The organism is Naumannella huperziae (genome assembly GCF_054073625.1).
Genome location: NZ_JBSXPH010000001.1, coordinates 3,181,298 through 3,197,738 on the forward strand (window position 1 = coordinate 3,181,298; position 16,441 = coordinate 3,197,738).

Sequence of the window (16,441 nt, forward strand, 5' to 3'; positions counted from 1 at the left end):
CTGGCCGTGACGGTCGTGTGTGTCGTCGCGAACGCCTTCATCGCTGCCGCCGATGCGGCACGGGCCAGGTTCGTGTTGGCGAACGCGGCTGAGGTCGGGTTGCGGCCTGAGGTTCTGCCCTACCTCGCCGTCCTGAAAGCGTCCGGCGCAGCCGGGCTGGTGGTCGGGCTCACGGGCATCGCGCCGTTCGGCCTGGCCGGCTGTGGGACTGGTGATGTTTTACCTGTCTGCGGTCGGAGCGCACGTTCGGGCATCGGTCTTCCACAACATCGGGTTTCCGGTGCTGTTCTTGGCGTTGGCTCTGAGCGCGGTCACCTTCTTCGCGATGGTCGCGATCTGACGCGGGCAGACGAAGCGACCTTCCGATTCGGTAGCCGATGGCAGGCGGACAGTCTCGTGTCGACCTCCATGCGGCGATCCGGCACGCGTCGACCTGCTCTGCATCGATGAACTTGGCTACATGCAACTCGACCGACTTGGTGCCGAACTGCTGTTCCAGCTCCTCACCGAACGGGAAGAGAAGGCGTCCGTCGCGATCGCGTCCAACGAGTCCTTCTCCGGGTGGACCAAGACCTTCACCGACCCGCGGCTTTGCGCCGCGATCGTCGAGCGGTTCACCTTCGGCGGCACCATCATCGAGACCGGCACCGACCCCGTCGGTGTTGAACGAGACCGACAAACGGTGTCAGACGAAACCGACGGACGCAGCAACCCCACGTACACGCCCGTCGAGGTACTGGATCAGCTCGCCGACCACTCCTCACCCCCGAGTGATACGCACACCCGGACCAGTCTTCTGGAAACAACACGCCGCATCAACGCCCGATCCCCGACCCGCTCAGCGCGGGGTGATGGTGAGCATGTGGAAGGCGCACACCCGCTTGCCGGGGTTGCCGAAGTGGTGGGGCGCGTCGGCGCGCGCGGACAGGGTGTCACCCGCGGCCAGTTGGTAGCGGTGCTCGCCGACGACGTATTCGAGCCGGCCCGCGAGCACGTGCAGGACCTCCTCGGTGCGGCTGCGGTGGGCCGGGAACTCCGCGGAGCGGGCGCCCGGGGGCACGGAGTACGCGATCAGTTCCACCCCCGGGGCCGGCCGAGCCAGCGAGGCGCGACGGATCCCGTTGTCGTCGGTGAAGGTGGTGAGCTCCGCGGCCGGCACCAGCACCGGCTCGGACCCCGCCTGCTCCAGCAGATCGGACAGCGCCACCCCGAGAGCCCGGGCGATCGCGGTCGCGTTCGCCAGGCTGGTGTTCAGGGCGTCGTTCTCGATCCGGGACAGCGTGCCCCGCGACACTCCCGATGCCGCGGCAAGCTGGTCGAGGGTGATCGCCAGCTCGGCGCGGCGGGCACGCACGGCTGCACCGAAGCGGTGGGCCTGATCGGTCGGCACGCGCTCAGCCTAACGCCGTGTTGCGTATGCGCAACTCCACTGACAGCATTCGCAACATGCTCCTGTTGCCGCTGGCCCCGGTGCTGGTCGCCCTCGCCCTGAGCCTGGCCCGCCGCTCGGCGCTGCTCACCTCCGCCGCCGGCGCGCTGGCCGCGGTGATCATCTGCGCCGTGGCGTACCCGCTGACCCCCGGGCAGGTCGTCGAGGCCACCCGGCAGTGGGCGCCGGTGCTGATCGAGGTGCTGGCGATCGTGTTCGGCGGCCTGCTGCTCAGCGAGGCGATGCGGCGTACCGGCCGACAAGACGTCATCGCGAGCTGGCTCGGCCGCACTCTCGGCACCGGTACGCCCGCCGCACTCGCCGTGCTGCACGGCGTCACGCCCTTCGCCGAATCGGTCACCGGCTTCGGCATCGGGGTGACGCTCGCCATCCCGCTGCTGCTGCACCTGGGCTTCTCCAGCCGCCGGGCCGCGACCATCGGGCTGCTCGGGCTGTGCACGGTCCCCTGGGGTTCCATGGCGCCGGGCACGCTGATCGCCGCCAGTCTCAGCGGAATCGGCTTCCAGCCCCTCGGCGTCGGCTCGGCGATCGCCAGCGGCCCGGTCTTCATCGGCGTGGGCCTGGTGGTCGCCACCCTCACCAGCCCGCCCGGCGCCCGCGCCCGGAACCTGGCTGCCGCCACGGCCAGCGGCGCGACGCTGTGGGCGTCGATCCTCGTTGCCAACCTGCTCCTCGGTACGCCGGTGGCCGGCGCCGTCGGGGCGCTGCTGACGCTGGTCGCGCACCTGCTCGTGCACCGCCTGCGTGGCGCGCGGATCGTGGTGACCCGCGCGCTGGCCGCGGCCGCCAGCCCGTACGCGGTGCTGCTCGGCGGCATCCTGATCGCCACCGCGCTGCTCGACGCCACCCGCGCCGGCGGCCCGTGGCACTACCTGGCCTCGCCCGCGATCTGGCTGCCGCTTTCCGTCGCGGCCACGCTGCGCGGCCGCGACCTCGCCGGCGCGGTCGCCGCGACAGCGCGGCGCTGGCTGCCCGTCGGGCCGGCCAACGGGCTCTTCCTGCTGCTCGGGGTCGTGATGGCGGTCAGCGGGATGGCCGCGGCAATCGCACGCGCGGTCGCCCAGCTCGGCCCCGCCTACGTCCTGCCGCTCGGTTTCCTCGCCGCGCTCGGTGGCTGGCTGACCGGCTCCAACGCCGCCGCGAACGCGATGTTCGCCGCTCCGCAGAGCGAGATCATCCGCCTGCTCGGACTCCCCGCACTGATCGCGATGTCGGTACACAATGTGTGCTCGTCGCTGTTCATGATGGCCTCGCCGGCCAAGATCGAACTCGCCGCCCAGCTCTGCCCCGAGCCGGCCGAGGGGCGCCGCGCCGGCCGCACGGTGACGATCACCGCCCTGGTGATCACCGGCGTCCTGTCGCTCGGCCTCGGCCTGCTCACCCTCTCGCCTACCATGCCCCGATGAGCACGCAACCGACCCTCGGCATCATCGGCGTCGGCGAGCTCGCCGCCGCCATCGTGGACGGGCTGGCGCTCGACCCCGAGCGCGAGGCGCCAACGATCGTGCTCTCGCCGCGCGGCGCCGCGACGGCCCGCGCTCTCGCCGAGCGCCACCCCGCGGTCATCGAGATCGCGGACGACAATGCCGAGGTGGCGTCGCGCGCCGGCACCCTGCTGCTCGCGGTTCGTCCCGACGACCTCGCCGCCGCGCTGCGGGACGTGGACGTTCCCGCGGGAACGCTCGTGATCAGCGCCGTGGCCGGCGTCGATCACGGTCGGCTGCGCGAGCAGCTCGGTGCCGACCCGACGATCGTTCGCGCCATTCCCATGCCGGCGGTACGCCAGCGCGCCGGCGTCACACCGATCCATCCGCCCGACCCGGCCGCGGCGGCCCTCTTCGACCGGCTGGGCGGCACGCTGGCGGTGACCGAACAGCCGGCCTTCGATGCCCTGGCCGCGATCACCGGCACGGTCTCCGCCACCCTCGCCGTGCTCGCCGCGATCGCCGACTGGGCCGGCCGCCAGCCCGGCCTGGACCCGTCCGCCGCCGACGCCTTCCTCCGCGGCATCGTCACCGGTGTCGCGGGCGAGTTGCACACCGACGAGCCGCTGGCCGCGGTCGCCGGCGGCCACGAAACCCGCGGCGGCCTCAACGAGCAACTGCGTACCGACTGGTTCGACGACGCGAATCGCGCCGCCCTCGACGCCGCGCTGGACCGGCTGCTCCGCCGGATCCGCGGCTGACTCGCGGCGGGTCAGCCGACCGCTGGTCAGCCGACCCGGATCTGGCGCTGCGCGGTGGCGCCGTTCACCGTGACGGTCAGCGTCGCGGTGCCCGCCCGGACGGCGGTGATCCGGCCGGTCAGCGGGTCGATCGTGATCACCGCGTTCCGGGGCTTCGAGCCGACGGCCACCCCGGTGCCGCCCCAGGTCGCCGACACCGGCCAGGCCACCGGCACCTTCCGGGAACCGTCCTGGGTGATCACCGCCTTCACCTCCGCCGTCTCGCCGCGGGCCAGCGTGGCGGGCGCATCCAGCGCCAGCTCGTCCACCCGGGCCCGGGTCTCGGCCCGCAGCCAGTCGGTGCGCCCGGCAGCGCCCGGGTCGATCCCGATCATGGTCCAGCCGGTGAACCCGCCGGCATCCGGCGTACCGGACGGGCCCTTGCCGGAGTTGCCGTTGATCACCCGGGTCACCCCGTCCAGGGCCGAGGCATCGAAGATCCCGACGTGGCCGTTGAGCTGGGCGACCTGCTTGCCGGAACGACGGGTGAAGTCGGCCAGGGTGCGCGCCAGCGCGTCGGCCTCCACCCGGTCGCCGAGCTGGCTGGCGGCGTCGGGCTGCGGGTCGTCGACCGGATGGTGGTTGGCCACCAGCACCCCGGTGATCCCGGGATCGCGTTCCGCATCGGCCAGCCCCGCCTCCAGCATCCGGAGCTGATCGGTGCTGCCGCCCGGGTGCAGGTTGCCGGTCGAGGAGTCCAGGGTGATGATCTTCGTCCGCTGCAGAACCCGCTCGGTCGCGGTGTCGCCGAATTCGGCCCGGAAGTTGTCGATCGAGCCGCCCATGATCTCGTGATTGCCCGGCACGTAGACATGATCGAGATCGCCCAGCTCCTCCTCCAGCACCCGCCTGGCGAGCGCGATGTCCTCCGGCGCGGCCTCGTCGACCAGATCGCCGGCGATGATCACGAAATCCGGTTTGGCGGCGACGATCTCGCGCAGCGTGCGGCGCGCCGCCTGCACCAGATCGGAGTCGGGATTGCGGGCCACGAACTGGGCGTCGCTGATCACCGCGATCCGCAGTGGCCGGTCGTCCACCGTGCCTTGGCTGATGATCGCCGGGTCACGCGCCGGCGCGGGCTCCGGAAGGTCGATGCTCTGCGGCACCTGGGCCCGCAGGTCGGCGATCTCCAGCCGGTCGCGATAGCTGGCGTTCGAACGGGTCTCCATGAAGCGGATGGCCGTGAGCTGCAGCGGGTACGCCGTCCCGGCCGGCACGGGGAACGTCACCTTGCGCCACCCCGTCCAGTCGATCAGGGCGCCGTCGAGATTGGTGCTGGTCTGGTCGCCGCGGGTCACCTGCAGCCGGGGCCACTCCCCCTTCCCCGTGCCCTTGATCCACAGCGACACCGACCGGGGCTGCCCGGGCAGCTCGATCGGCGTCACCGGCACGGCGTACATCCCGCGGGTCGCGGTGCTCGTGGTGAAGTCGAAGTCGAGCGCCAGCGCCGGACCGCCTTCGGGCCCGGTTGCCGAGCCCAGGCTGCCGGTGGCGCGGGCCGTGCCGACCTTCCAGTCCGCCGGATCGGCGAAGTCGGCGACCTCGCGGTCGTCGTGGCCGACGGTCACGCCGAGCGTGGTCTCCTTGCCGCGCACCGCGATGGTCACGGTCCCCGACTGCGCGCCCTCGCGCGCGCCGATCACCAGCTCGGCCAGGCCGTCGCGCTCGACCGTGAGCCCGTCGCTCGCGGCCACCTCGATGTCACGGTTCTCGACCGGTACGCGGTTGCCGTCGGCGTCGATGCCCGTCACCCGGACCGCGGAGGTGTCGGCGGCCGAGCCGAGCGGGACCAGCGTCGCGGAGGCCTCGATCCGTTGCAGGTCACCGAAGACCCGCAGTTCGGCGCTGGTGGCGTCCCGGCCGGCCCCGTAGATCACGGTCGTCGTTCCCGGCCGGTTGCCGCGCACCACGGTCCGGTCGTAGGGCCCGCTGCGCTCGGTGTCCTCGACCCGCACCAGGCCGGCCCTGGCCCGGATCACCGGCCGCCCGGCCGGGGTGGCGGCGAGGTTGGCGTCGAGGCCGGTGCCGATCAGCGTGCGGCTCAGCCCGGGCAGTACGCCGTGCGCCGCGGGCTCCGGCAGGCCCGCGGCCGGCTCGAGCTCGGGCCGCAGCACGCGCCCGGTCGGCGAGGACCCGCGCGCCGCGGACCGGAAGACCAGTGCATTGCTGTCCGCGCGCTGCTTGCCGTCCGACGGGCGGTTGATCACCTGCAGGTCGTCGGTGCCGGCCGGCCGCGCGACCAGGGTGGTGGAGCCGCCGCCGTCGAGGTTGACCGCGTTCCACATGCCGAGGTCGGACATGAACCGGGCGAGCTCCTGGATGGTCATCCCGTGCGCATCGGCGGACCTGCCGTCAACGGTGATCACCTTGATCGCGGTGCCATCGCGGTTGACGCCGATCGCGGTCCGGGCGGCGGTCACCTCGTTGTCCTCGGTGACCCGTCCGTCGGTGAGCAGGCGCTGCGACCCGCCGACGGCAAGATCAACATCTTCGGACGCCCGGATGGTCAGCTTCGCCTCCGTGCCGACCGCCAGTCCGGCGAGTCGGTCGGCGGCGCGGCCGCGCCCGACCAGCACCGCGCCGTCGTCGGGCACGGCGTCACCCGAGGCGATCGCGCCCCGGTCGGTCGTGTTGGCGCTCACCCGGCCGCCGGAGATCATCACGATGCGCACCGGCTCGGACTCGCCGACGAGCCGTCCGATCGGATACGTGCCCCAGATCGGGGTGAAGGCCGCCAGGCTGTCGCCGGCGAAGCTCGGCGAGTTGACCGAGCCGATCTCCGACGTCTCGCCGCCCGCCTCCACGGTGGCACCGCTCATCAGGGACTGCACGGCGGCCTTGCCGTCGCGGATCGTGAACGCCTGCCGCGGGCCACCGCCGGCGGTCCGCAGGCCCTCGTTCGGCGAGACATTGGTGCCGATCGGCGCATCGGAGGCGTTCATGTCGAAGTAGTCGCCGTTGATCGCCGCGACCGCGTCGGCATTGCGCGCGAATTCCTCGACGGTGGCATTCGAGCCCGACACCTCGCCGCCGTCGGTGACGTCGAGCGACAGGCTCGGCGTGGTCAGATCGGCGTCCATCACGTGTCCGGTCACCCAGCCGCCCGGTTGCAGCCGTCGGAAGCTGGTCAGCGTCAGCCCGGGCGCGATGTCGGTACGCCGGTCCTCGACCAGCGTGGCGGGCGCGACGCGGAGCGCCGCCGCGGTCGCCCCGGCCGGATCGGTCTCGGCCCGGACCTGCGTCGCCCCGCCGAGCAGCCCCGCGGTCGCGAGCAGCAGCCCGAGGGCGAGCGCGAGACCGCGCCGCGTACCGGCGGTGGTGGCAGTGGACATCGTGGCTCCCTCGACAGACGACACCGGTGCAGACCCGAGCCAGCCTGCCCTACCCGTGCGCCCGCCGGGGAAGCCTCAGGTGTCGCGCGGGCGAACGGCAGTTGTCCGATGCCCGCCCACTACCGCTGCCCGCACACCGTGACGCGGGCCTCGCCGGCGACCAGCCGGCCGATCACCGGATACCCGGGCAGTTCGCCGGCCACCAACAGGCCGCCGGAGGTCTGGGCGTCGGCGAGCAGGATCAGCTCGTCCTCGTCGACGCCCGAGCCGTCGAGGTGCGGGCGTACCCAGTCCAGATTGCGCTTCGATCCGCCCGGCACGAAGCCCTCGGCCAGGGACTCGCGCGCGCCGGGCAGATAGGGCACCGCCGCGGCGTCGATCTCGGCGGCGACCCCGCTGGCGCGGCACAGCTTGTACAGGTGGCCGAGCAGCCCGAAGCCCGTCACATCGGTGGCGCAGGTCAGGCCGGCGGCCAACGCGGCGCGCGCAGCATCGCGGTTGAGGGTGGTCATGCTCGCAACGGCATCGGGAAACACCTCGCCGGTGGCCTTGTGCCGGTTGTTCAGCACGCCGACGCCGAGCGGCTTGGTCAGCGTGAGCGGTACGCCGGGCGTACCCGCGTCGTTGCGGAGCAGCCGGGTCGGGTCGGCGATGCCGGTCACGGACAGGCCGTACTTCGGCTCGGGGTCGTCGATGCTGTGCCCGCCGGCCAGGTGGCAGCCGGCCTCGGCGCAGACGTCCGCGCCGCCGCGCAGCACCTCGGCGGCGTACTCGAACGGCAGCGTCGAACGCGGCCAGCCGAGCAGGTTGACCGCGGCGATCGGCTCGCCGCCCATCGCGTAGACGTCCGACAGGGCATTCGCCGCGGCGATCCGGCCCCAGTCGTAGAAGTCGTCGACGACCGGGGTGAAGAAGTCGGCGGTGCAGACGACGGCGCGACCGCGGCCGTCGACGTCGTCGGCGATCCGGACCACCGCCGCGTCGTCGCCGTTCTCCAGGCCGACGATCAGCTCCTCCGCCGCGCTCGTCGGCATCACGCCGGCGAGCACGCGTTCCAACTCACCCGGCGGGACCTTGCAGGCGCAGCCGCCGCCCGCGGCGTAGCGCGTCAGCCGGTCGGTCATCCCCTCGCGTACCGCTGCCGTCATGCCGGCCAGCCTAATCAGGCCGAATTCGGTTGGCCCCCGGCGCCCGATCGCACTAGCCTCGCTGGCATGTCGAGCCCCGAGGCATCCAGAGCCGGGCTGGCGGTCAAGCCGTCGGCCCCGCGCTGCTGAACCTCCCCGCCCCGAGACACCCGTCCGGCGGGTACGCCGACGCGCTGACCAGACGAAGCCATCCGTTCCCCTTCGCTCTGGAGTGTCCTCGATGCCTGTTCCTCTCTACCTGCTTGCCGTTGCCATCTTCGCGATGGGCACGTCCGAGTTCATGCTCGGCGGCCTCACCCCCGATCTGGCTCGCTCCCTCGGTGTCTCCGTCGGCACCGCCGGGCTGCTCACGACCGCATTCGCGCTGGGCATGATCATCGGCGCTCCGACCATGGCCGCCCTGGTCCGGCGCTGGAATCCTCGCACCAGCCTGCTCGTCTTCCTGACCATCTTCGCCGCGGCGCACGTGATCGGCGCCTGGGGTGATCACTTCGGATTGTTGCTGGCCATGCGCCTGGCCTCGGCTCTCGCCAATGCGGGATTCCTGGCGGTCGCCCTCGGCGTCGCCGGGACCCTCGCCGGCCCCGATCGGGCGGGCCGCGCGATCGGGGTGTTGCTCGCCGGAACCACGCTGGCCACGGTGATCGGCGTACCGGCCGGTGCCGCGCTCGGCGCGCTGCTGGACTGGCGGGCCACGTTCTGGGCCGTGGCCCTGCTCTGCGTACCCGCGGCGATCGGGATCCTCGCCGGCATCCCCGGCGACACGCTCGCCGGGGCTGCTCGGGAGGTCGATCTCCGCGGGGAGCTGGCCGAGCTCCGCCGGCCGCGCCTGAGGCTGGCGATGCTGCTCGGCGCCCTGGTGAACGGATCGACCTTCGCCACGTTCACCTACCTGGCGCCGATCGTGACCGGGCGTAGCGGTCTGGGCGAGGCCTGGGTGCCGGGGGCGTTGATGATCTTCGGGATCGGGTCCTTCGCCGGTGTCAGCATCGCCTCGCGGGTGTCCGATCACCGCCCATTGATCATCATCCTCGGCGGCGGTCCGATGTTGGTGCTGGCGTGGTGCGCGGTTGCCGTCGCCGCGGGCAATCCGCCGGTCCTGTTCGTGGTGCTGTTCGTCTCGGGCGCTCTCTCGTTCGCGGTGGGCAGCACCCTGATCGCGCGCGTGCTGCGCGCGGCGCCGGGGGCGCCGACGATGGGCGGGGCATACGCGACGGTCGCCTTCAATCTGGGCGCCGCCGCCGGGCCCGCCGCGGCGGGCCTCGCGTTCGACGCGGCGGGCGCGCTCGGGCCGGTGTGGGTCAGCGCATGCCTGACGTTCGCGGCGGTAGCGCTCGCGGCGCTTGCGCGGCGCCGCCTGGTTCCCTACGATTCGGAACGTGCCGTTTCGTAATGATGGTCCTGCTCGGGGCCGCCCGCGCGACGATGCCCGAGAACGCGCCATCCTCGCGGCCGCGCTGGACCTGCTCGGCGAGCGCGGCTACGACGGCGTCTCCTTCGAGGAGGTGGCGCGGCGCGCGGGCGCCTCCAAGGCCACCCTTTACCGACGCTGGCGGACCAGGCGAGAGATGATCATCGCCGCCCTCCGGGTCGGCCCCGCGCAGCGCGTCGAGCCGGCCGAGATCGACACCGGCAGCCTGCGCGGGGACCTGCTGGCCCTGTGCCGCCGACTGATCACGACGATGCGTTCGACCGATGGCCGGACGGCGTTGCTGCTGTTGGAGGCCGGCCTGGACGACCCCGAGTTGTGTGCGGAGATCGAGCGCTCCGTCGGCCCGACCGGCGCCCGCCTACCGCCCGTGGTCGTCGACCGGGCGGTACGCCGTGGCGAGTTGCCCGCCGGGGCCGATCCGTTCGCCTTCGAGGAGGTCGCGGGCGCCACGCTGCTGTTGCGCCGGTTGAACGGGCTGGCCACCGACGAGGCGTACCTCGCCTCGCTCGTCGATTCGATCATCCTGCCCGCGCTCACCGCCTCGGCGAACCACGACGAACTCCCGGCCGGGATCTTCTCCGGCCGGCCCGAGCCAGATGCCACGTCCCGCTCAGAAGAGGAGAACGATGCCCCAGCCGACGATTGACGGATTCGCCTACCGCACCATCGCCGGAGCCGGCGGCGTCGACCTCAACGTCGCCGTCGGCGGTTCGGGACCGGCGATCGTCCTGCTGCACGGGTTCCCGCAGACCCATCTGATGTGGCGCGGCGTCGCTCCCGCGCTCGCCGGCGTGCACACGGTGATCGTGCCGGACCTGCGCGGCTACGGGGCCAGCGACAAGCCCGTCGCCGACGATCCCGAGACCTACTCCAAGCGCACCATGGCCAATGACATCGTGGCGATCGCGGAGACGCTCGGCCATGATCGGTTCGGCCTGGTCGGCCACGATCGCGGCGCGTTGGTCGGCGTGCGGGCCGGTCTTGATCATCCCGACCGGGTGCTGTTCCTCGGCATTCTCGACGTGCTGCCGACGATGGACACCTGGGACGTGCTGCACGGCGTCGACGCGAAGGTTGCCTGGCATCTCTATCTGATGGCGCAGCCGCCCGGGCTGCCGGAGAAGATGATCAAGGCGACCGCGGAGGAGTTCTTCGGCTCGTTCCTCGACGCCTGGGACCCGACCGGCGCGACCTTTCCGGATGAGGTACGCCGGCACTACCTCGACGCGTCGATCGGCGCCGTCGACTCGATCGTCGCCGACTACCGGGCCACCGCCGGCATCGACCTGGTCATGGACCGCGAGGACCGCGCGAACGGCCGCCGCCTGGCGATGCCCGTCGGCGTGATCTCCCAGGATTGGGGCGCCGCACTCGGCTTCGACGCCGCTGCGCTGTGGGGCGCATGGGCGCCCGACCTGCGCTACGAGGCCATCGACGCCGGCCATTTCATGGCCGAGGAGAAGCCCGGCGAGATCGCGCGGTTCGTCCGCGAGCTGGCCGCGGGCTGATCAGTCGGCGGCGTCCTTCGCCGCCTCGCCGGCCGAGGGCGCGGGCGTACCCGCGGCGGCCGCCGCTTCCTGCTTGCGCCGCAGCCGCTCCTTCTGCGGGATGACGGTGTACTTGGGATCGCGGGCGGACACCATGCCGGCCTCGAACACGCCGAAGCGCAGCACCTGGGAACCGGCCACCATCGCGGCGCCGGCGATCGCCGACAGCACCCGGTTGCGGCGGCCCAGCACGCTGAGCGCGGCGCCGCCCAGGGCAAGCCCGCGGGCGATCTTCAGCAGCCGCCCGGCCTTCCCGGTCCGGTACGGCTCGGCCAGCAGATGCCCGAGCCGGCGCTCCATCAGCTCGCTCGCGCCCACCTCGAGCGCCACCCCCAACACGCCCATCCGGCGCGCCGGCGCGGCCTGCTCGGTGGGCACCAACAACAGGCCCAGCCCGCCGGCGGCCATGGCACCCGATCCGCCGAAGACGAACGGCAGTTCCTTGTGCGCCTCGTGCCACGACGGCACCGCGGTGTTCGCCAGCAGCGCGGCGGTGTAGGTCGCCAGCGGCGGCCCGAACAGCGCGGCCCCGGCCCCGGCGAGCCGCCCGATCAGCCGGAACTTCCCGAGCACCTGAGTGCCGGCCGCGATCCCGGAGAACGTCGCGAACGGCGCCAGGATGTAGGACCCCATCGACAGCGGCGAGGTCGGCTTGAAGACCCGCAGCATGTTCAGAAAGCGCTCCGGCCGACCAAGATCGTGGACCAGCGCCACGGTGCCGGCCATCGCTCCCCCGGCCGCCGCGAACCGGGCCACCTTCTCCAGGGCCGGCAACCCGCGCAGGGCGGCGCCTTCGGCCAGCAGCGACGATCCGCCCGCCATGCCGCCGACGAAGAGATAGAAGGGCACATCCGGCACCTTCCACACGGGCGGCTTGATGATCGGTCGCCCGTAGTAGGAGTCGAACTCCGCCTCGGGGACCATCCGCTCCTCACGCGCGCCGCCGCTCATCGGCGTACCCCGATGAACGCCGCGACGCCGATCCCGACCAGCGTGGCCGCGGCCGCGCCCACATGTCCCCAGATCGAGCCCATCGCCCGGGTCGTGACCACCGGATCGGGCGGGAAGCCGTAGGTCTCCGGCTCGTCGAGCAACAGGAAGAACGCACCGTCGCCGCCGACCCCGTCGTCGGGATCGCGCCCGTACAGCCGCGCCTCGTCGACGCCGAGCTCGTGCAACTGCGCGAGCCGCGCATCCGCCCGCTCGCGCAACTCGTCAAGATCACCGAACTGGATCGACTGGGTCGGGCACGCCTTCGCGCAGGCCGGGGTCAGGTCGTCCTTGAGCCGGTCGTAGCACAGCGTGCACTTGAACGCCCGGCCGTCGCCCTTGCGTACATCGATCACGCCGTAGGGGCACGACGGCACGCAGTAGCCACAGCCGTTGCAGATGTCCTCCTGCACGACGACCGTGCCGAACTCGGTGCGGAACAGCGCCCCGGTCGGACAGACGTCGAGGCAGCCCGCATGCGTGCAGTGCTTGCAGACGTCGGATTCCATCAGCCAGCGCACGCCGGCCTGATCGCCACCGCCGTGATCACCGTGATCACCGGCGGCAAGATCACGAAGATCGACATCGTCGACCGCGTACGCTCCGGCGCCGGCCTGTTCCCGCGTACCCGTCGCGGTCCCCGCCGACACCCGCTCCGCGCCGGGCGGCCCGCTACCGGGCATGCCCAGATCGATGGTCGGCCGCGGCGGGGCGGGCTGCTCGATGAACGCCACGTGCCGCCAGGTGTTGGCCGACAACTGGACCGTGTTGTCGTACGACATCCCGGTCAGCTCATAGCCATCGGCCGGTACGCCGTTCCACTCCTTGCACGCGACCTCGCAGGCCTTGCAGCCGATGCACACCGAGGTGTCGGTGAAGAATCCCTTGCGCGGCAGATGTTGATCATGTCCGGCGTCCGCGGCCGGGTCGTCCAGCCGGCCCCACAGCGATCCCATCAGGCTCCCTCCTCCGGCGCGATCACACCCTGCTCCACCGCCCGGGTGCGGAAGTCCTCCACGAGCGCCTCCAGCTCCGGCCCGCGCGGGCGTCGCCCGGGCAGCACGGCACAGGTGCCGACCTTGCCCTGGATGAACACATTCGGGTCCAGCGTCAGGTTGACCAGATCATTGGCCGAATCGCCGGTGATCACGCCGTTCGGCCCCCAGTGATACGGCAGACCGACCTGCTCGACCCACCGATTGCCGACCCGCAGCCGCCGCATCCGGGCCGTCACCAGCACCCGCGCCTCGATCGCGGCGCGGCTGGTCACGATCGTCGCCCAGCCGCCGTTCTCCAGGCCGCACTCGGCGGCCAGTTCGAACGACACCTCGCAGAACATGGCCGGCTGCAGCTCCGACAGGTACGGCAGCGTGCGGCTCATCCCGCCCGCGGTGTGGTGCTCGGTCAGCCGGTAGGTGGTGAACACGAACGGGAACACCTCGTCCGGCGAGGGGTTCAGCGGGTTCTCCACCGAGTCGACGTTCTGGCGTACCGGGTTGTTGCGCACACCGTAGAGCCGGTTGTCCACGGGCGATTCCGGCGGCTCGTAGTGCGTCGGCAGCGGCCCGTCGGCCAGCCCGGACGGCGCGAACAGCCAGCCCTTGCCGTCGGTCTGCATCACGAACGGGTCGTCGCCGCCGATCGCCGCCGGTCCGGTCGCGTCCTCGGGCGGTCGGAAGTGCGGCGGCAGATCGTCGATGAAGTCGGCATTGTCGCGACCGACCCAGCGCCCCTGCCCGTCGGCGGCGTCCGGGTCCCACCACAGGTACTTCTTGCGCTCCGACCACGGCTTGCCGTCGGGATCGGCCGAGGCCCGGTTGTAGAGCATCCGCCGGTTCGCGGGCCAGACCCAGCCCCACTCGGGCGCGACATCGGTCTGCTCCCAGTGCGGCTTGCGGCGGGCGGCCTGGTTGACCCCGTCGGCGTACACCCCGCAATAGATCCAGCAGCCGCAACTGGTGGAGCCGTCGTCGGCGAGTTGGGTGTAGGCGGTCAGCGGCGTACCGTCCGCGGCGCGGCCGTTGATCTCGGCGAGCACCGCCTCCGCATCGGGCTCGTCGTACTTGCCGTGCGTCGGATAGTCCCAGGCCAGGTCGAGCACGGGCCGGTCCATCTCGTCGATCCGGCCGGCCTCGTCCGCGGCCGCGCGCAGCTTCTCCCGGACCCGCTGGCCGAGCCGGTAGTAGAAGTCGAGATCGCTACGCGCATCGCCCGGCGGCTCGACGGCCTGCTGGCGCCACTGCAGCATCCGGTTGGTGTTGGTGAACGTGCCCGACTTCTCCACGTGCGAGGCGGCCGGCAGGAAGAACACCTCGGTGCCGATCTTGTCGGTCTCCAGCTCGCCGGTCTCGATCTCCGGGGAATCGGACCAGAAGGTCGCCGTCTCGATCAACCGCATGTCGCGCACGACCAGCCAGTCCAGATTGGCCAGGCCCATCCGCTGCATCTTGCCGTTGGACGAGCCGACCGCCGGGTTCTCCCCGACCACGAAGTAGCCCTTCACCTTGCCCTCGATCTGGCCGAGCACGGTCGCATAGGTTCCGTGATTGCCGGTCAGCCGCGGCAGGTAGTCGAAGCAGAAGTCGTTCTCGGGCGTCGCGGCATCACCGAAGTACGCCTTGAGCAGGCTCACCGTGTAGGCGCGCATGTTGCCCCAGAAGCCCTTCTTGCCCGAGTCCTCGGCGACGAAGTCGTCCAGGGTCGAGTGCAGCTGCGCGTGCGGCATCGGGATGTAGCCCGGCAGCAGGTTGAACAGCGTCGGAATGTCGGTCGAGCCCTGGATGCTGGCGTGCCCGCGCAGCGCCATGATCCCGCCGCCGGGCCGGCCGATGTTGCCGAGCAGCAACTGCAGGATCGAAGCGGTGCGGATGTTCTGCACGCCGATGGTGTGCTGGGTCCAGCCCACGGCGTAGCAGAACGCGGTGGTCCGTTCCCGGCCGCTGTTCGCGACCAGCGCGTCGGCCACCTCGGCGAACTGCTCCCGGCTGATCCCGCAGACCTCCTCCACCATCTCCGGGGTGTAGCGCGAGAAGTGCCGCTTCAGGATCTGGTAGACGCAGAACGGATCGGTCAGGGTCTCGTCGCGCCGCGCCGGCGGGCCGACCGAGATGCCGCCCGCGCCGGCCCGCTCGCCCCGGGCCGCCTCCTGCTCGGCCTCCTCGGTCTCCACATCATGCGCCGAGGTGGCCTGGGCCGGGTCGCGCGTACCCGCGGACGACCCGTCCGCGGCGCCGCCGGCGTACTGCCAGGTCGCCGAGGAATAGTTGCGCTTCTCCGGATCGAAGCCGGAGAACAGCCCGTCCAGATCCTCGGTGTCGCGGTAGCGCTCGTCGATGATCACCGCGGCATTGGTGTAGTTCAGGACGTACTCGCGGAAATCCAGCCCGTTGCTCAGCACGTGGTTGATCAGCGCGCCGAGGAAGGCGACATCGCTACCGGCGCGGATCGGGACATGGGTGTTCGCCACCGCGGAGGTACGCGTGAAGCGCGGATCGACGTGGATGATCTTGGCGCCGCGCAGCTTCGCCTCCATCACCCACTGGAAGCCCACGGGATGGGCCTCGGCCATGTTCGATCCCTCGATCAGGATGCAATCGGCATTGGCCAGGTCCTGCAGGAAGTTTGTGGCACCTCCACGCCCGAACGAGGTCCCCAGACCGGGAACCGTGGAGGAGTGTCAAATACGCGCCTGGTTCTCGATCTGGATCGCGCCGAGCGCGGTGTACAGCTTCTTCATGAGGTAGTTCTCCTCATTGTCCAAAGCTGCCCCGCCGAGGCTCGCAATGCCCGTCGTGCGGCGGACCTTGTTGCCCTTCTCGTCGGTCCACTGCCAGAACTCGCGCCGGGTCTTGATCACCCGGTCCGCGATCATGTCGATGGCGGTGTCAAGATCGAGATCCTCCCACTCGGTGCCGTAGGGGCGCCGATAGCGCACCTTGGTCGCCCGGTTGGGATAGGTCACGAGTTGCTTGCTGGCGCTGCCCTTCGGGCACAGCCGACCGCGAGAGACCGGGCTGGCCGGGTCGCCCTCGATCTGGATGACCTTCTCGTCCTTGACATAGACCTTCTGGCCGCAGCCGACGGCGCAGTAGGGGCAGACGGAATCGGCGACCCGGTCGGCATCGGCGATCCGCGGCCGCAGGTCGCGGCTGCGCTCGGACTCGGCGGCGGCGCCGCGGCCCAGCCGGTCGGCGCCGAGCTGGCGCAGCATCGGCCACTTCGCGAACAGGTCCACCATCGCGTGCCTCCTGACGTCGCCATCGCCATCGCCGGTTACCCCGTCAGCCTAACGCCCCCGGACCGAGTGCGGGGACAGGTG

General features: G+C 71.6%; 12 protein-coding genes and 1 pseudogene. 7 read left to right on the forward strand and 6 right to left on the reverse strand.

Annotation, left to right across the window (positions count from 1 at the left end):
• Positions 1-15: 15 nt before the first annotated feature.
• Entirely contained in the window at positions 16-450 is a 435-nt protein-coding gene (locus tag ACXDC7_RS15190) for a DoxX family protein (protein WP_459222851.1), read from the forward strand.
• Positions 425-652: pseudogene (locus ACXDC7_RS15195) on the forward strand (ATP-binding protein); the annotation flags it as partial. The gene ACXDC7_RS15190 and the pseudogene ACXDC7_RS15195, both read left to right, overlap by 26 nt.
• Positions 653-838: 186 nt before the next feature.
• Here ACXDC7_RS15195 and ACXDC7_RS15200 read toward each other — a convergent pair.
• Positions 839-1,390, reverse strand: coding sequence for a helix-turn-helix domain-containing protein (locus ACXDC7_RS15200; protein ID WP_459222632.1), 552 nt, complete (start codon positions 1,388-1,390; stop codon positions 839-841).
• 56 nt (positions 1,391-1,446) lie between these two features.
• Here ACXDC7_RS15200 and ACXDC7_RS15205 point away from each other — a divergent pair, with 56 nt between their 5' ends.
• Positions 1,447-2,856: an L-lactate permease gene (locus ACXDC7_RS15205; RefSeq protein WP_459222633.1), complete on the forward strand. Its 1,410-nt coding sequence runs from the start codon at positions 1,447-1,449 to the stop codon at positions 2,854-2,856.
• Positions 2,853-3,635: an NAD(P)-binding domain-containing protein gene (locus ACXDC7_RS15210; protein ID WP_459222634.1), complete on the forward strand. Its 783-nt coding sequence runs from the start codon at positions 2,853-2,855 to the stop codon at positions 3,633-3,635. The genes ACXDC7_RS15205 and ACXDC7_RS15210 overlap by 4 nt, the downstream gene beginning before the upstream one ends.
• A 26-nt stretch (positions 3,636-3,661) precedes the next feature.
• Here the strand turns inward: ACXDC7_RS15210 and ACXDC7_RS15215 are convergent, their stop codons facing one another.
• Positions 3,662-7,006 carry a phosphodiester glycosidase family protein gene (locus ACXDC7_RS15215; protein WP_459222635.1) on the reverse strand — a complete coding sequence of 1,115 codons (3,345 nt, stop codon included), beginning with the start codon at positions 7,004-7,006 and terminating at the stop codon, positions 3,662-3,664.
• 119 nt (positions 7,007-7,125) lie between these two features.
• On the reverse strand, positions 7,126-8,130 hold the full coding sequence (selD, locus tag ACXDC7_RS15220) for a selenide, water dikinase SelD (protein WP_459222852.1): 1,005 nt from the start codon (positions 8,128-8,130) through the stop codon (positions 7,126-7,128).
• A 244-nt stretch (positions 8,131-8,374) separates the two neighbouring features.
• Between selD and ACXDC7_RS15225 the strand changes: the two genes are divergently transcribed.
• The 3 genes from ACXDC7_RS15225 to ACXDC7_RS15235 are packed head-to-tail and all read left to right on the forward strand — an operon-like array spanning position 8,375 to position 11,094.
• Complete coding sequence (locus ACXDC7_RS15225) at positions 8,375-9,547, forward strand: Cmx/CmrA family chloramphenicol efflux MFS transporter (protein WP_459222636.1); 1,173 nt, start codon at positions 8,375-8,377, stop codon at positions 9,545-9,547.
• Positions 9,534-10,232, forward strand: coding sequence for a TetR/AcrR family transcriptional regulator C-terminal ligand-binding domain-containing protein (locus tag ACXDC7_RS15230; protein ID WP_179445635.1), 699 nt, complete (start codon positions 9,534-9,536; stop codon positions 10,230-10,232). Before ACXDC7_RS15225 ends, ACXDC7_RS15230 begins: the two co-directional genes overlap by 14 nt.
• Positions 10,213-11,094 carry an alpha/beta fold hydrolase gene (locus ACXDC7_RS15235; RefSeq protein ID WP_459222637.1) on the forward strand — a complete coding sequence of 294 codons (882 nt, stop codon included), beginning with the start codon at positions 10,213-10,215 and terminating at the stop codon, positions 11,092-11,094. The genes ACXDC7_RS15230 and ACXDC7_RS15235 overlap by 20 nt, the downstream gene beginning before the upstream one ends.
• Here the strand turns inward: ACXDC7_RS15235 and nrfD are convergent, their stop codons facing one another.
• From nrfD to fdh, 3 genes are read right to left on the reverse strand one after another with little or no spacing between them, the layout of a single operon-like run.
• Complete coding sequence (gene nrfD / locus ACXDC7_RS15240; RefSeq protein WP_459222638.1) at positions 11,095-12,084, reverse strand: NrfD/PsrC family molybdoenzyme membrane anchor subunit; 990 nt, start codon at positions 12,082-12,084, stop codon at positions 11,095-11,097.
• Positions 12,081-13,079 (reverse strand): 4Fe-4S dicluster domain-containing protein, encoded by a 999-nt coding sequence (locus tag ACXDC7_RS15245; RefSeq protein WP_459222639.1) that lies wholly within the window; start codon positions 13,077-13,079, stop codon positions 12,081-12,083. The genes nrfD and ACXDC7_RS15245 overlap by 4 nt, the downstream gene beginning before the upstream one ends.
• Positions 13,079-16,360, reverse strand: coding sequence for a formate dehydrogenase (fdh, locus tag ACXDC7_RS15250; RefSeq protein ID WP_459222640.1), 3,282 nt, complete (start codon positions 16,358-16,360; stop codon positions 13,079-13,081). The genes ACXDC7_RS15245 and fdh overlap by 1 nt, the downstream gene beginning before the upstream one ends.
• Positions 16,361-16,441 lie beyond the last annotated feature (81 nt).

Bases quoted from the DNA above. Each gene is read 5' to 3' on its own strand.
- ACXDC7_RS15205 (WP_459222633.1), top strand. From the start codon at position 1,447: ATGCTCCTGTTGCCGCTGGCCCCGGTGCTGGTCGCCCTCGCCCTGAGC.
- ACXDC7_RS15210 (WP_459222634.1), top strand. From the start codon at position 2,853: ATGAGCACGCAACCGACCCTCGGCATCATCGGCGTCGGCGAGCTCGCC.
- ACXDC7_RS15215 (WP_459222635.1), bottom strand. From the start codon at position 7,006: ATGTCCACTGCCACCACCGCCGGTACGCGGCGCGGTCTCGCGCTCGCC.
- selD (WP_459222852.1), bottom strand. From the start codon at position 8,130: ATGACCGACCGGCTGACGCGCTACGCCGCGGGCGGCGGCTGCGCCTGC.
- ACXDC7_RS15225 (WP_459222636.1), top strand. From the start codon at position 8,375: ATGCCTGTTCCTCTCTACCTGCTTGCCGTTGCCATCTTCGCGATGGGC.
- ACXDC7_RS15235 (WP_459222637.1), top strand. From the start codon at position 10,213: ATGCCCCAGCCGACGATTGACGGATTCGCCTACCGCACCATCGCCGGA.
- nrfD (WP_459222638.1), bottom strand. From the start codon at position 12,084: ATGAGCGGCGGCGCGCGTGAGGAGCGGATGGTCCCCGAGGCGGAGTTC.
- ACXDC7_RS15245 (WP_459222639.1), bottom strand. From the start codon at position 13,079: ATGGGATCGCTGTGGGGCCGGCTGGACGACCCGGCCGCGGACGCCGGA.